Here is a 15,022-nt window from a genome sequence, read left to right as displayed (position 1 = left end):
CGGACCGCAGGGGTCCGGGGCCGGCGTTCACGGCATGCGGCGGATCAGGTCTAACCGAGGAGACTGTACGAACCCCAGCCCACGCCGAGTCTGACCCGCTCCGCGGTCGCGAACGGCACAGTGGCGGAGCCGGTGCTCTTGTAGGCCCAGAGCGCGCCCGCGGTGTCACGAACGATGAAGTCGGCGCGGCCGTCGCCCGTCACGTCACCGGTGGTGGCGTACGCGGTGAAGTTCCAGCCGCTGCCCACCTTGACCCGTCCGGAGAACGGAGCGGAGGCGGAACCGGTCCCCTTGTACATCCAGAGCACCGCGCTGGAGTCGCGGGCGATCAGGTCCGGCTTGCCGTCCCCGCTGTAGTCGCCCCTGCCGTAGACCTGGTACGTGCTCCAGCCGACGCCGATCTGGGACTTGGCCGCGAACGTACCGTTCCCGCGTCCCGTCCACAGCCACAGCTTGCCCGCCGAGTCGTTGGCCGTCAGGTCCACAAGGCCGTCGCCCGTCACATCTCCCGTCAGGGTGATGTTGCGCAGGCTGCCCCAGCCGGGTCCGATCTTGTGGTCCAGGTAGGTCTCCGCGGCGCTGTCGTAACCCCACCAGTACAGCTCTCCCGCCGCGTTGCGGTAGACGTAGTCCTGGTAGAAGTCGCGGTTGACGTCCGCCTGACGCACCAGGTCGATTCCCTGCCAGTCGCCCACGGACTCCCGGTCACCGACCGACGTGCCCCGCGAGTAGTAGTTGAAGCCCTCGCCGGTCGACGCCCGGGCGAAGAGATCCGCCTTGTCGTCGAAATCGAGGTTGGCATCGTCGATACGCGGATTCACCTGCCCCGCGAACGTGGCGGTCTTGGCGTAGACGCTGTAGGCACCTGATGCCACACAGTCCGTCACACCCCAGGAGACGACTCCGGCGATCCGCCCATCGACCACGAGCGGCCCGCCCGAGTCGCCGTTGCAGGGCGAGACCGTACCGGCGTCCTGTCCGCCGGCCGCCTGGCCGGCGCACACCATCTTCTCCGGCATGAAATCGCCGCCGAAGTATCCGGCGCAGGCGGCGTCCGCCTGGACCGGCACGGATGCCTTCAGCAGGACCGGAGAGATGTCCTCACTCGCCGAGCTGGTGCGGCCCCAGCCGTAGACGCTCGCGGGCGTGCCGGTCTTGTAGCGCGCCGTGTCACCGGAGGCCGCGGGCTGCAGCGTCCGGTACGGAAACGCGGAGTTCAAGGTCAGTACGGCGACGTCATGATCCAGACCGGCGTCGTCGTAGTCGGGGTGGACCCACTGCCGCCAGACACCCGTCGCCGTACCGCCGTGGAGGTCACTGCCCTCGGGCAGCTGGGTGGTGCCGCCGACGACGGCGCCGTTGGCCTTCCAGTCGAGGCCGTCCACGCAGTGCGCGGCGGTCAGGATCTTCGCGGGGGCCACGAGCGTGCCACCGCAGAAGTAGCCTTCGTCGTCCGCGGTGTCGGCGGTGCCCTTGTCGTCGTAGTAGTGCAACTGCACCATCCACGGCGCCTCGCTGAGCGAAGCCGCCACGCCTCCGATGATCTTCGGGTCGACCGTCCGTCCCGATGCCTCCGGAACGCTCTGGGAGTCGCCTGTGGCGTCGGCATCGGCCGAAGCACCGGATTCACCGCGGAGCAACCGAGCCGCAGAACCCTTTACGGTCTCCAGCAGTTCGGCCTGCGAGGTGGTGGTGCGCGGCTGAACGCTCCGCTTCGCCGTCGGTCGGGGTGCGTCTGCCTGCGCGGGCGTCACGGACAGCGCCGCCGCCCCGAGGGCGAGCGCAGCCACAGTCGCGGCAAAGGCGCTCGAGCCCCTACGTCTGCCGGATTTCACTGAAGCAATCCCTTCGATCGCCCCGGCCAACACAACAGCGTGGCCAGGGAGTTGGATTCGAAGGGAGAGAAACTCCCACTGGAACCGCATCACAGTGGGCGTATAGAAAATACGTTCCCCCCCACATACAGCGGCTGATACTACAACGTGGATCTGCCCTCGTCACTGGTGTGACGAGGGCAGATCCACGTTGCTGGTGGTGCGACGTCAGTCGTTGCCGTTGCCCGGCGTCGTCTTCTGGATCTGGAGCAGGAACTCGGCGTTGGACTGCGTCTTCTTCATGCGGTCCAGGAGGAGTTCGATGGCCTGCTGCTGGTCGAGCGCGTGGAGCACCCGGCGCAGCTTCCAGACCACGGCCAACTCGTCGGTGCCCAGAAGGATTTCTTCCTTACGGGTGCTGGACGCGTCGACGTCCACCGCCGGGAAGATGCGCTTGTCCGAGAGCTTCCGGTCGAGCTTGAGCTCCATGTTGCCGGTGCCCTTGAACTCCTCGAAGATCACCTCGTCCATGCGCGAGCCGGTCTCGACGAGCGCGGTGGCGAGGATGGTCAGCGAGCCGCCGTCCTCGATGTTCCGCGCGGCACCGAAGAAGCGCTTCGGCGGGTAGAGCGCGGTCGAGTCGACACCACCGGACAGGATGCGGCCGGAGGCCGGCGCCGCCAGGTTGTAGGCGCGGCCCAGGCGGGTGATCGAGTCCAGCAGGACCACGACGTCGTGGCCCAGCTCCACCAGGCGCTTCGCGCGCTCGACGGCGAGCTCGGCGACCGTGGTGTGGTCCTCGGCGGGGCGGTCGAAGGTCGAGGAGATGACCTCGCCCTTCACCGACCGCTGCATGTCGGTGACCTCTTCCGGACGCTCGTCGACCAGGACGACCATCAGGTGGCACTCGGGGCTGTTGACCGTGATCGCGTTGGCGATGGCCTGGAGGATCATGGTCTTACCGGTCTTCGGCGGGGCCACGATCAGGCCTCGCTGGCCCTTGCCGATCGGGGCGACCAGGTCGATGATCCGGGTGGTCAGGACGTTGGAGTCGGTCTCCAGGCGGAGTCTGTCCTGCGGGTACAGCGGGGTCAGCTTCTGGAACTCGGGGCGGCCGCGGCCGCTTTCCGGCGCCATGCCGTTGACGGAGTCGAGACGGACCAGCGCGTTGAACTTCTCGCGCCGCTCCCCGTCCTTGGGCTGGCGCACCGCGCCGGTGACGTGGTCACCCTTGCGCAGGCCGTTCTTGCGGACCTGGGCGAGCGAGACGTACACGTCGTTCGGGCCCGGCAGGTAGCCGGAGGTCCGGATGAACGCGTAGTTGTCGAGGATGTCGAGGATGCCCGCGACCGGGATCAGGACGTCGTCGTCCGCGACCTGCACGTCGGTCGCGAAGTCGTCGCGTCCGCGACGGCCACGGCGGTCGCGGTAGCGTCCGCGCCGTCCGCGACGGCCGCCCTCGTCGTCGTAACCGTCGTCCTGCTGGCCGCCGCCGCCCTGCTGGCTCTGGCCGCCCTGGCCCTGGTTCTGGCCGCCGCCCTGCTGGCCCTGACGGCGTCCGCCGCCCTGCTGCTGGCCCTGGTCGTCGCCCTTGCCGCGCCGGTCGCGCTGACGGTCACGGCGGTCGCCGCGGTCCTGGCGGTCTCCGCGCCGGCCGTCCTGGCGGTCGCCCCGGCGGCCCTCCGCGGTGTCCGCGGCGGACTCCGCCTTCGCGTCGCCCTTCGTCTCGCCGCGCTCGTCGGCGCGGTCCTGGCGGCCCTCGCCCTTGGGCTCGGCCTGCGTCTCCGCCTTGGCCTCGGTCTTGGTCTCGGGGCTGCCCGCCTGCGCGGTGGCACGGCGGCGACGGCGCTCGCCCGTGGGCTGCTGGTCGTCACTGGCCGGCTGGCCCGGGATGTCGATCTGCTGCTGGGCCGCGGCCTTGTCGGCGGCGGGCGCTGCGGCGGACTCGTCACCCGTACGCGTCTTGGACGTGGCGCGTCGCTTCGGCTTGGTGCCGGCGTCCGCGTCGGCGGAGGCCTTGGGGGCGGGCGAGGAGGAGCCTCCTGCCTGCGCCTCCTTGATGACCTCGATCAGCTGGCTCTTGCGCATCCGCGCAGTCCCCCTGATGCCGAGGCCTGACGCGACCTGCTGCAGCTCGGCCAGGACCATGCCATCGAGGCCGGTGCCGGAGCGGCGGCGCCGTGCGGTGGTGCCAGAGGCAGCACCTTCGGCGGGCACGGAGCTGTCGACGTTCTTGTCGGCAGTCACGCCCATCAGATCGGTGGTGTCGCTCACGAAGGGTCCTTCCCTGGAGCGGACGTCGGCCTTCTGGCTCGGCGACCGGTTGTGCTGTCCGACTGCGGTCTTTGATCGTGTCGATCGCGGACCGTGCCGGGGCGGTGGTCCGCCGGGTACGGCGGAGAGACGAATGTGCGGGGTTCCGGCGCGAGATCCCCCTGCTCGGCCCACTCCTGGACGAGCAAGAGGGTGTCGTGCCGGTTCCGGAGCGTGCTCGAAAGCTCAGGCAGGATGCTCAGGCAGTCGGGGAGGCTCCCGGAAGAGTGGTGGTCCCGGAAGGGGACACGAAGCAACGCGCCACGAAGACGTCGATTGCTGACTTGAGGTTAACACTACCGGCTCCAACAAACATTCCCCCTCTCATGCACCGGCAATCACATGCGATTACGCGGCGAGCGGCAGCACGCTCGCGCCCGTGGCGTCCAGATCGAGCCGGTTCGCGGCCCAGCCCTCACCGGCCAGGCGGGCGACCTTGTCGGCCGAACCCGCGTCGGTCAGTGCGAGCACGGTCGGCCCCGCTCCGGAGATCACGGCCGGCACGCCGTCGGCGCGCAGCCGGTTCACCAGTTCCACGCTCTGCGGCATCGCGGGGCCCCGGTACTCCTGGTGGATGCGGTCCTCGGTGGCGGCGAGCAGCAGCTCGGGGCGCCGGGACAGGGCCTCGACGAGCAGGGCCGCGCGACCGGCGTTCGCCGCTGCGTCCACATGGGGGACGGTGCGCGGCAGCAGGCCACGGGCGGTCTCGGTGAGCACGGGTGTGGCCGGGACGAAGACCACCGGGACCACGGAGTCGGCCGCGTCCATCCTGATGGCCCTGGCGGAGCCGCCGTCCATCCAGGCGAGGGTGAATCCGCCGAGGAGACACGCGGCGACGTTGTCGGGGTGGCCCTCGATCTCGGTCGCCAGCTCCAGCAGGGCGGCGTCGTCGAGGCGGGCCTCGCCGCCGGTGGTGACGGCGCGGGCGGCGACGATCCCGGCGCAGATCGCGGCGGACGACGAGCCCAGGCCGCGGCCGTGCGGGATGCGGTTGGCGCAGACGATCTCCAGGCCGTGCGGCTGTCCGCCGAGCAGGTCGAACGCGGTGCGCAGGGAGCGGACGAGCAGGTGCTTCTCGTCGCGGGGCAGCGTCTCGGCGCCCTCGCCCGCGATGTCGATGTGCAGCCCGGAGTCGGCGACCCGGACGACGACGTCGTCGTAGAGCCCCAAGGACAGGCCGAGGGCGTCGAAGCCCGGGCCCAGGTTGGCGCTGGTTGCGGGGACGCGCACCCGGACGGCGGCGGCTCGGAAGGCGGGACCGGCCATCGGTTGGACGACTCTTCCTGTACGGCGGCGGGGATGTTGTGCGGGGTGGTTCGACGTGCGTGGGGGTGCCGATGGTGCGAGGGGTGGGGGGCCCGGCATCACGACGGCCGCAGCACCGCGGCGCGAGCGGCGGGCGGGTTGGGTACAGCCTATCGAAGGAAGGTTCCGTGGCGACATAGGGCGCACAGGAGGCGCACGATGCGTGTCGCACACCTCCCATGCGCTCTTCGCCCGGAAGGGCGGCCGGGCTGTTACGCCAGGCCCAGCTTCTCGGCCGCGGTCACCGCGTCGACCGGGACCGTGACCGGCTGCGGGGCGCCCGCGACGGCCCAGTCGGGGTCCTTGAGGCCGTTGCCGGTGACGGTGCAGACGATCTTCTGGCCCGGGTCGACCTTGCCCTCTTCGGCGGCCTTGAGCAGACCGGCCACGGAGGCGGCCGACGCGGGCTCGACGAAGACGCCCTCCTGGGACGCCAGCAGGCGGTAGGCGGACAGGATCTGACGGTCGGTCACCTCGTCGATGAAGCCGCCCGACTCGTCGCGCGCGTCGAGTGCGAACTGCCAGGACGCCGGGTTGCCGATGCGGATCGCGGTGGCGATCGTCGCGGGGTCCTTGACGATCTCACCGCGCACGATCGGAGCGGAACCGGAGGCCTGGAATCCCCACATGCGCGGGGTGCGCGTGGAGACCGCGTCCTTCGCGTACTCCTTGTAGCCCTTCCAGTAGGCCGTGATGTTGCCCGCGTTGCCCACCGGCAGGACGTGGATGTCGGGTGCGTCGCCCAGCGCGTCGACGATCTCGAACGCGGCGGTCTTCTGACCCTCGATCCGGACCGGGTTGACCGAATTGACCAGCGCGACCGGGTAGTTGTCGGAAAGGCTGCGGGCCAGCGTCAGGCAGTCGTCGAAGTTGCCGTCGACCTGGAGGATCTTCGCGCCGTGGACGAGGGCCTGCCCCATCTTGCCGAGCGCGATCTTGCCCTGCGGCACGAGGACCGCGCAGACCATGCCCGCGCGCACGGCGTACGCGGCGGCGGACGCGGAGGTGTTGCCCGTGGAGGCGCAGATGACCGCCTGCGCGCCCTCCTCCTTCGCCCGGGTGATCGCCATCGTCATGCCGCGGTCCTTGAACGACCCGGTGGGGTTGGCGCCCTCGACCTTGAGGTGCACCTCGCAGCCGGTGCGCTCGGAGAGAACCTGCGCCGGGACGAGCGGCGTGCCGCCCTCACGGAGTGTGACGACCGGCGTCGTGCTCGTGACCGGAAGGCGGTCCCGGTACTCCTCGATGATGCCGCGCCACTGGTGGGTGCCCTTGCTGGTCATGGGTCCTTACTCCCCTTCAACACGCATGATGCTGGCGACACCGCGCACGGTGTCCAGCTTGCGCAGCGCTTCGACGGTCCCGGAGAGGGCGGCGTCGGGCGCGCGGTGGGTGACGACGACGAGGGACGCCTCGCCACTGCCGTCCTGTCGGACTTGCTGGCGGACCGTATCGATGGATACGCCCTGTTCGGCGAAGACCGTCGCGACCTGGGCGAGTACGCCAGGCTTGTCGGCCACGTCGAGACTGATGTGGTACCGCGTGACCACGTCGCCCATGGGGCTGACCGGCAGACGCGTGTACGCGGACTCACCGGGGCCGGTGGTGGCGCCGATGATGTTGCGGCAGACGGCGACCAGGTCGCCCAGGACCGCGGACGCGGTCGGGGAGCCGCCGGCGCCGGGGCCGTAGAACATCAGCTGCCCGGCGGCCTCCGCCTCGACGAAGACCGCGTTGTACGCCTCGCGCACGGAGGCCAGCGGGTGGCTGAGGGGGATCATCGCGGGGTGCACGCGGGCGGTCACGGACCTGCCGTCCGCCGCGCGCTCGCAGATGGCGAGGAGTTTGACGGTGCAGCCCATGCGGCGGGCCGAGGCGATGTCGGCCGCGGTGACCTCGGTGATGCCCTCGCGGTGCACCTCACCGATCTTCACCCGGGTGTGGAAGGCGATCCCCGCGAGGATGGCGGCCTTCGCGGCGGCGTCGAAGCCCTCGACGTCGGCGGTCGGGTCGGCCTCGGCGTACCCGAGGGCGGTGGCCTCGTCGAGCGCCTCGGAGTAGCCGGCTCCGCTGGTGTCCATCTTGTCGAGGATGAAGTTGGTCGTGCCGTTGACGATGCCGAGCACCCGGTTGACCTTGTCCCCCGCGAGGGACTCGCGCAGCGGGCGCACGAGCGGGATGGCGCCGGCCACGGCCGCCTCGTAGTAGAGGTCCCTGCCGTGTTTCTCGGCGGCGGCGTGCAGCGCCGAGCCGTCCTCGGCGAGGAGTGCCTTGTTGGCCGAGACGACGCCCGCGCCGTGCTCGAAGGCGGTCGTGATGAGCGTGCGGGCGGGCTCGATGCCCCCGATGACCTCGACGACGACGTCGATGTCCCCCCGTTCGACCAGGGCGGTCGCGTCGGTGGTGATCAGTGCGGGGTCGATGCCCTCCCGCACCTTCGAGGGCCGGCGGACGGCGACACCGGCGAGCTCCACCGGTGCGCCGATGCGCGCGGCGAGGTCGTCGGCGTGCGTCGTCATGATGCGCGCCACCTCTGAGCCGACCACTCCACAGCCCAGCAGCGCCACCTTCAGCGGACGCGTACGCATCATCCGACCTCGTTTCTCATACTTCTGATGTGTGGACCAGTCTCACTCACCGGACGGGGGTTTCTGCCACCCGTCCGGATTTTGAGATGCGTATTTCATCAGCCGACATCGAGACGCAGGAGATCTTCCTCCGTCTCCCGTCGGACGATGACCCTCGCCTCCCCGTCACGCACAGCGACGACAGGGGGGCGGAGGGCGTGGTTGTAGTTGCTCGCCATGGAACGGCAGTAGGCACCCGTGGCGGGCACCGCGATCAGATCGCCGGGAGCCAGGTCGGACGGCAGGAACGCGTCCTTGACCACGATGTCGCCGCTCTCGCAGTGCTTGCCGACCACGCGCACGAGCATGGGTTCGGCGTCGGAGGTGCGCGAGACCAGCGCGACGCTGTACTCGGCGTCGTACAGGGCGGTGCGGATGTTGTCCGACATGCCGCCGTCCACGCTCACGTACGTCCGCAGGCCTTCGAGCGGCTTGATGGTGCCGACCTCGTACAGCGTGAAGGCCGTGGGGCCGACGATCGCGCGGCCCGGCTCGACGGAGATGCGCGGGGTGCGCAGTCCGGCGGACTCGCACTCCCGGGTGACGATGTCGCCGAGTGCCTTGGCGATCTCGTGCGGCTCCCGGGGGTCGTCGTCGGAGGTGTACGCGATCCCGAGGCCGCCGCCGAGGTCGATCTCCGGGAGTTCGACGCCGTGCTCGTCACGGATCCCGGCGAGGAGCTGCACGACGCGGCGCGCGGAGACCTCGAAGCCGGCCATGTCGAAGATCTGCGAACCGATGTGCGAGTGGATGCCGACGAGTTCCAGCCCGTCCAGGGTGAGGGCCCTGCGGACCGCCTCGGCGGCCTGGCCGCCGGCCAGCGCGATGCCGAACTTCTGGTCCTCGTGGGCGGTGGCGATGAACTCGTGGGTGTGCGCCTCGACGCCGACCGTGACCCTGATCTGCACCCGCTGGCGCGTGCCGAGCCGCTGGGCGATGTGCGCGACCCGGACGATCTCCTGGAACGAGTCGAGCACGATCCGCCCGACGCCCGCCCCGACGGCCCGCTCGATCTCGGCGACGGTCTTGTTGTTGCCGTGGAAGGCGATGCGCTCGGCGGGCATCCCGGCGTCCAGCGCGGTGGTGAGTTCACCGCCGGAGCACACGTCCAGGTTCAGCCCCTCCTCCTTCAGCCAGCGGACCACGGCGCGGGACAGGAAGGCCTTCCCTGCGTAGAACACGTCCGCGTCGGCCCCGAAGGCGTCGGACCACGCGCGGCAGCGGGCACGGAAGTCCGCCTCGTCCAGGAAGTAGGCGGGGGTGCCGAACTCCTCCGCCAGCCGGGCGACTTCGATCCCGCCGACGGTGAGGCCGCCGCCGGCGTCACGGGTGACCGTGCGGGACCAGACCTTCTCGTCCAGGACGTTGAGGTCGGTGGCCGGCGCGGAGTAGTGGCCCTCGGGGAGGACGTCTGCGTGGCGCGGGCCGGCGGGGTGTGCGGATCGGCTCATCGTGGTGCTCTGCTCTCTCGGTTCTCAGAGGTGTTCGGGGGCACTGATGCCGAGCAGGGACAGGCCGCCTGCGAGCACCGTCCCGGCGGCTTCGGCAAGGGCCAGCCGGGAGCGGTGGGCGGCCGAGGGTTTCTCGTCACCGGCGGGCAGGGGCGGACAGGCGTCGTGGAAGTCGAAGAAGGCGTCCGCCACCGTTTCGAGGTGCCGGGCCAGCCGGTCGGGTGCCCGGTGACGGGCCGCCGCGACGAGGACACCGGGGTGGTCGGCGATCGCGGTGTGCAGCGCGGGCGCGTCGACGTCCTGCTCGTACGCGGCGACGAGACCCAGTCGCTCCGCCCCCCTGGTGAGCGCGCGGGCCCGTGCGTGGGCGTAGCGGACGCGGAAGAGCGGATTCGCCTCGGCCTGCACGAGGAGGTCGTCGCCGAGGGGCGCGCGGTCGTGTCCGGCGGGCCTCAGCAGGCCCCAGCGGGTGGCGTCGGCGCCGAGCCGCCCCAGCAGCTCCGCGGCCGTCGCCCCGGCGGGGACCGGCCGGGGCCCGGTCAGGGGAACGGGGGGCGGGCCGTAGGCGTCGACGGTGACGCCGAGCCGCGCCCAGTCGGGGTCGGGCGCCTCCTCGCAGGTGGTCCGCACGGGGGCGCCCTGCGCCCGCAGCAGCTTCCGCACCGCGCCGGCCACGACGGCCGCCCGGACCTCGCGCCGGTGGTGGAGCTGGTGGGGCTGCCCCGCGTACTCGTCCCCCCACCCGTACCGGAGTCCCCGCTCCCGCACCTGGCGCAGGCTCACGGCCCGGGCGTCCGCGTCGGCGGAGGAGTCGAGCGTGAAGTTCAGGAATCCGGGGCCGGTGATCTCGACCCGCCCGATGCCGGGCACACCGACGACCCGGTCGCGCAGCAGCGCCGCGACCTCGCGCGCCGGGAGGGCGGCCGGACCCGACAGCTGGAGGGCGACGGCGCAGGCGTAGTCGCCGCTGCCGCCCGGGCGGGTCCGCTCCACCCGCACGTGTGTGGGCACGGGAGCCCGCAGGACGTCCTCGTCGACCGCGCGGCGCACAGCGCGCAGCACGGTCCGGGAGAGCTCTGCGGGGGTCACGGGTCCAGCGTATGGGAGGGAGGGGGGCAGTTCGCCAACCGGTTTCGCCATGCGGGCAGCGGCCCCGTCAGCCGGCCGCGCTCCCGGCCGTCCCCGCGCCGCTCCTGTCGTCGGCCGCCCCGGAATCCTCACGGTTCGCGAGACGGCGCACCATGCGCACCAGTTCGCTCGGCTCGAACGGTTTCGCCAGGAAGGCGTCGACCCCGGCGGCCACACCGGAGTCGACCTCGTAGGGGGTGCACGCGCTCACCACGGCGACGGGCAGATGCCCGGTCCTGGGATCGGCGCGCAGCCGGACGGCGGTCTGGATGCCGTCCAGCCGGGGCATCACCACGTCGAGGGTGATGACATCCGGGCAGAATTCGTGCACCAGGTCCAGGCACTCGACGCCGTCGGCCGCGGTCACGACCTCGAAGCCCTCCAGCTCGAGATTGACCCTGATCAGCTGCCGGATGACCTTGTTGTCGTCCACAACAAGCACGCGGCCGTACGCCCCTGACACCCTTCGAGGGTAGGTCGGGCGGAGGAGCTGCGTCCGGGTTTTGCCCACTTCCGCCTGCGGGGAGATGGCCGGAACCCCTCCGCCCGCCGCCCGCGGACCGCGTCGGCGGACCGCCGCGCCCCGCCCCGCGACGGTCCGGGCACACGGGACCCCGGCGCGTGCCCGCGACGCGGAAATACCTGTTCCCGGACACCCGGTCGGAGCTGGTAGGGTTTCACTCGTCGCCGCCGAGAGCAGCGACATCGCCCCCGTAGCTCAGGGGATAGAGCATCGGCCTCCGGAGCCGGGTGCGCAGGTTCGAATCCTGCCGGGGGCACTTCGCAGGAAGTGCCGAAAGACCCCGTGAACAGCGGAAACGCTGCGATCGGGGTCTTTTTCATGTCTGCGGGAGCTCACACCGGGGCATTCCGCACGGCAGGTCCATGGCTCGGTACGAGACGGCCGGCCCCGCCGTGGTTCAGGAGCCGGAGCTGGCAATCACCCTGCCTTCGGCATGGACGCACCCGCTCCCGGGTTGGCGTCGGCCACGGACCGGGTGCCACGGCAGCCGAGGTGTCCCGAACTCCACGAGAACGGTCATCAGGCGTCCCGCCGCGAACCGCGTCTGCGTACCTGTACGCGTCGCGCGCGCCCGCCCCGCACCCGGTCGGGGAGGTCGATGTCGGCCCGTGTCCCGGGTGTGCCGCCGCACGACTCACCGAGCACTCCGCACCAAGCCGGCCCCCTCTGCGCACCCGAGGCTTCCGTGCCCTCACCGGCCAGGGCGAAGCCGGCCGCCCGCGTGATGAGTTGCCCGCCTCCGGGGCGCCCGTGCCCCCGCATGCGCGATCACGATGACCGATTCGGGGGATACGGAACACTCGTCTGCTGTACGTTCCCGGCATGGTCACGGGACAAGTGAGCGAGAACCCGGAGTCGCGCTTCTCCGCTCTTCTGGCGGGCGCGGCAAGGCTGCCAGGGGTGCGGGTCGACAGGGAGGCGTACCTCCGGACCGCCCTGGCACGTCATTGCACGGACGATCAGCTGCGCCGAGCGATGGAGGAGAGTCCCGCAGCGGCGGGCATCCCTCTTGATGTTCTGAACAGGGTTGCCGACGCCTCCATCCGCTATGAGACAGCCAAGGTGAGCGCGGTCTCCGCGGCTGCCGGCCTTCCTGGAGTCCTCGCTCTTCCCGCCACGGTGCCGGCCGATCTGGCCCAGTACGTCGCACACATGCTGCGCATCGCGCAGAAACTCGCCTACCTCTACAGCTGGCCCGATCTCTTCTCCGCCGACAGCGACGAACTCGACGACGCCACCAAGGGAGTGCTCACGCTCTTCTTCGGAGTGATGTTCGGAACGCAGTCCGCGAACGCCGCCGTGGGGAAGGTGGCCGGGATGATCTCCGAGCAGGTCGCCAAGAAGCTGCCCCAGCAGGCGCTGACCAAAGGTGTCATCTACCCCATCGTGAAGAAGGTCGCCCAGTACCTCGGCGTCGAGATGACGAAGCAGACCTTCGCCAAGTCGGTCTCGAAGGCGATTCCCCTCGTCGGGGCCGCGGTGTCCGGCGGGCTCACCTATGCGACCTTCCGTCCCATGTCGAAGAGGCTGAAGACCCACCTCGCCGGCTTGGAACTCGCCGAGCCGGTCGGTGGTCAGGTCATCACGGGTGAGGTCGTCGAAGACGACGATCTCCAGGCCGCGGACGAGGTGAAGATCCCTGAGCCGGGCCGTGGGTGGGGCGTCTTGAAACGTCGATAGACCCCGGGTGGGCCCTTGGGCGGGTGTACGCCGACGAGGAAGTCCGGTGAGGCGCAGGGCCGGTGAGGCGCAGGTCCGGTGAGGCGCAGGTCCGTGCCGGGTCGGGGGAAGTCACGCCCGTTCATACCCCGCCGCCGACTACCGTGGCGGCATGACCGACCTGCCCTGCCCCGTGCGGGGCGTGACCGTCCGCGTGCTGATGGGCATCGGGGCCTGCGGGCCGTACGCCCATGTGGTCACCGACTTCGAACCACCCGGCGCCGGGGGCGGGTTCGAGCTGTTCAGCGCTGTTCCCGAGCGTCGTCTGCCCGCAGAGCTCCTGCCCGCCCTGCGGGCAGGGCTGCTGGAGGGGCTGGACGGGGTCGCGGCGGCGGTGCTGGTCACGGACGGCACGTTCCACGAGGTCGACTCGTCTGAGTTCGGCTACCGGATCGCCGGTGTGCAGGCGGGGCGGGCCGCACTGGTCGGGGCCGGGCTCCTGCCGCCGGAGGAGGGCGACGCCCTGCGCTGGGCCACCTGGCCGGGGCGCGGAGATCCGGCTCGTGCCGGGAAGCGCGGCGGCCGGGCTTCGTGAGCGTGGCGGAGCCCGGGAGTCGTATCCAGCTCCCGGGCCCCTGAGGATGCCACCCGTTGCGCGTGCCGGCGCCGTTTAAGGGTGCGGATCAGTCGTCATACCGTCGCGTTCTGCCTTTGAACTACCGCGCCAGGGAGAGGCGCAGGCCGGATTCGAACCCGCATTCAACGGTGTTCGTCCGCAACCGGTCGATCCGGCAGTCGGTGGCGATGCTGAATCTGGAGCGAGAGTCTGAGTGTGATCACGGATGCCTCTGCCGTGTTGGGCTACCCCGGCGCGTGGTGCCGGGGGAAGGACTCGAACCTTCACTGTGACCGCGTCTTCAGGCTGAACGTCAGTTTCAGCTTGCGCTCCTGCCGTACGCCGGAATCGGTTCCGGCGCACGTCGGTTGCGCGACCCCCGCGTCGTACGCGGGGGCGATGGGGGATGTTACCGGTGGCCGTCGTCAGCCGAACAGGTAACCGAACACGGCGTCGCCGACCCGCTGGTCGGTGACCTCGGCGCCGTTGGCCTCCTCGCGGGCGTACTTCACCGCCTGCTGGAGCTTCTCGACCCGCTCCAGGAGTTCGTTCACGCGTCGCGCCGGCAGCGCTCCGGAGAACTTCACGGTCGTCCAGTACCCGATCGGCACGTCCTCGTAGTACACGTCGACCTGGGCCGGGTGCTTCTCCGTCGCCTCGGCCTTGACGTGGTTGCGCGGGACCTTCTTCGTGCGGATCGTGCGCACCGGGTCCGTCTTCCACCAGTCGGTCGACGGGTCGAGGGACCAGGACTCCGAGGCGTCCAGGACGGGGAGCTTCTTCACGAAGGTGTGGAGGTCGGTGAGCTGCTTCTCCAGGAAGAGCAGGTAGCTGACGGGGACTTCGGGGACGATCACCCGTCCGTCGACGGACACGTCCGCGCGGGCCGAGCAGTTGGCCCAGTCCTTGGTGGCGGTCACGTCGAACAGCCAGGTCAGCGAGCCGGACATCTCACGCAGCGCGTCCTCGGCCTTCACCTGCACGCGGGAGGACTCGGGCGGCAGCTGCTCGCCCTCCTCGTCCTTCGGCTGGTAGGTACGCGAGATACCGGCCAGCAGCGCGGGCTTCTGGACCTTGTGGTGGGCCGCGGTGATGTCCTGGAGCGACTTGCTCCTGACACCCTTCTCCACGGCGATGATCTGGTTGAGCTTCGTCACTTCGCCCCTCGGAATGCCAGGAAGCTATCGCACGAAGAGTCGATCTTGCATGCGATTAAAGCGCTCCGAGGGGCATGCCGGAGGCCGCCGGGTCCTGCGCGGGCATGCGCACGGTGGCCCCTCCGTCCGGGGGGGGGGCCACCGCACGCCCACGGCACCGCCGCGCAGCCGTGCCCGCACGGCGAGGTGTCCGGGGTTCGCGGAGTCAGCCCCGCTCCCCCGTCGGCGCCAGGAGCTGTTCCCGCAGGGCGCGTTCCGTGTGGGTCAGCGGCTGGTCGGGGCGGACCCGCTCCGGGTGGCCCTCCGGCGGGCCCGTCAGGGCCGGGGCGACCGCCGGGAGGAACGGTCCGCCCAGCGGCAGCCCCATCCAGATCCAGCCGGCCGCGGTGAGCGAGGCGTAGATCTCGTGCAGTGCTCGGGTCACGTATC

The 15,022-nt window shown here is 70.8% G+C and carries 12 protein-coding genes and 1 tRNA gene; 3 read left to right on the top strand and 10 right to left on the bottom strand.

Annotation, left to right across the window (positions count from 1 at the left end; translation table 11 throughout):
• Positions 1-50 precede the first annotated feature (50 nt).
• The 8 genes from OHT61_RS22260 to OHT61_RS22225 form a co-directional block, all read right to left on the bottom strand.
• The gene (locus OHT61_RS22260) at positions 51-1,532 is read right to left on the bottom strand and encodes a trypsin-like serine protease (RefSeq protein WP_329040632.1); all 1,482 of its coding nucleotides are present in this window, start codon (positions 1,530-1,532) and stop codon (positions 51-53) included.
• Between the two features lie 510 nt (positions 1,533-2,042).
• Positions 2,043-4,088: a transcription termination factor Rho gene (gene rho / locus OHT61_RS22255; protein WP_329040631.1), complete on the bottom strand. Its 2,046-nt coding sequence runs from the start codon at positions 4,086-4,088 to the stop codon at positions 2,043-2,045.
• Positions 4,089-4,475: 387 nt separating this feature from the next.
• Positions 4,476-5,393: a homoserine kinase gene (gene thrB / locus OHT61_RS22250; RefSeq protein WP_329040630.1), complete on the bottom strand. Its 918-nt coding sequence runs from the start codon at positions 5,391-5,393 to the stop codon at positions 4,476-4,478.
• Positions 5,394-5,644: 251 nt separating this feature from the next.
• A complete protein-coding gene (gene thrC, locus OHT61_RS22245; protein ID WP_329040629.1) occupies positions 5,645-6,715 on the bottom strand; it encodes a threonine synthase in 1,071 nt (356 codons plus the stop codon).
• 6 nt (positions 6,716-6,721) lie between these two features.
• The gene (locus OHT61_RS22240) at positions 6,722-8,023 is read right to left on the bottom strand and encodes a homoserine dehydrogenase (protein ID WP_329040627.1); all 1,302 of its coding nucleotides are present in this window, start codon (positions 8,021-8,023) and stop codon (positions 6,722-6,724) included.
• Positions 8,024-8,118: 95 nt separating this feature from the next.
• On the bottom strand, positions 8,119-9,510 hold the full coding sequence (gene lysA / locus OHT61_RS22235) for a diaminopimelate decarboxylase (RefSeq protein ID WP_329040625.1): 1,392 nt from the start codon (positions 9,508-9,510) through the stop codon (positions 8,119-8,121).
• A 24-nt stretch (positions 9,511-9,534) separates the two neighbouring features.
• Entirely contained in the window at positions 9,535-10,599 is a 1,065-nt protein-coding gene (gene nrtL / locus OHT61_RS22230; protein ID WP_329040624.1) for an ArgS-related anticodon-binding protein NrtL, read from the bottom strand.
• A 67-nt stretch (positions 10,600-10,666) separates the two neighbouring features.
• Positions 10,667-11,101 (bottom strand): response regulator, encoded by a 435-nt coding sequence (locus OHT61_RS22225; protein WP_329040622.1) that lies wholly within the window; start codon positions 11,099-11,101, stop codon positions 10,667-10,669.
• A gap of 244 nt (positions 11,102-11,345) precedes the next feature.
• On the opposite strand from OHT61_RS22225, the gene OHT61_RS22220 reads away from it, so the two are divergent.
• From OHT61_RS22220 to OHT61_RS22210, 3 genes are all read left to right on the top strand, one after another.
• Positions 11,346-11,417: transfer RNA gene (locus OHT61_RS22220), tRNA-Arg, on the top strand.
• A gap of 566 nt (positions 11,418-11,983) precedes the next feature.
• On the top strand, positions 11,984-12,841 hold the full coding sequence (locus OHT61_RS22215; protein ID WP_329040620.1) for a hypothetical protein: 858 nt from the start codon (positions 11,984-11,986) through the stop codon (positions 12,839-12,841).
• Positions 12,842-12,992: 151 nt separating this feature from the next.
• Entirely contained in the window at positions 12,993-13,415 is a 423-nt protein-coding gene (locus tag OHT61_RS22210; RefSeq protein ID WP_329040619.1) for a hypothetical protein, read from the top strand.
• A gap of 446 nt (positions 13,416-13,861) precedes the next feature.
• Here the strand turns inward: OHT61_RS22210 and OHT61_RS22205 are convergent, their stop codons facing one another.
• The gene (locus OHT61_RS22205; protein ID WP_329040617.1) at positions 13,862-14,593 is read right to left on the bottom strand and encodes a DUF7873 family protein; all 732 of its coding nucleotides are present in this window, start codon (positions 14,591-14,593) and stop codon (positions 13,862-13,864) included.
• A gap of 205 nt (positions 14,594-14,798) precedes the next feature.
• On the bottom strand, positions 14,799-15,017 hold the full coding sequence (locus OHT61_RS22200; protein ID WP_329040616.1) for a DUF6059 family protein: 219 nt from the start codon (positions 15,015-15,017) through the stop codon (positions 14,799-14,801).
• Between the last annotated feature and the right edge of the window lie 5 nt (positions 15,018-15,022).

Origin of the sequence: Streptomyces sp. NBC_00178, assembly GCF_036206005.1 — a bacterium.
In the GTDB taxonomy this organism is placed as follows: domain Bacteria; phylum Actinomycetota; class Actinomycetes; order Streptomycetales; family Streptomycetaceae; genus Streptomyces.
Note: the sequence above shows the minus strand (reverse complement) of the source record. Positions and strands in the feature narration are given on the sequence as shown.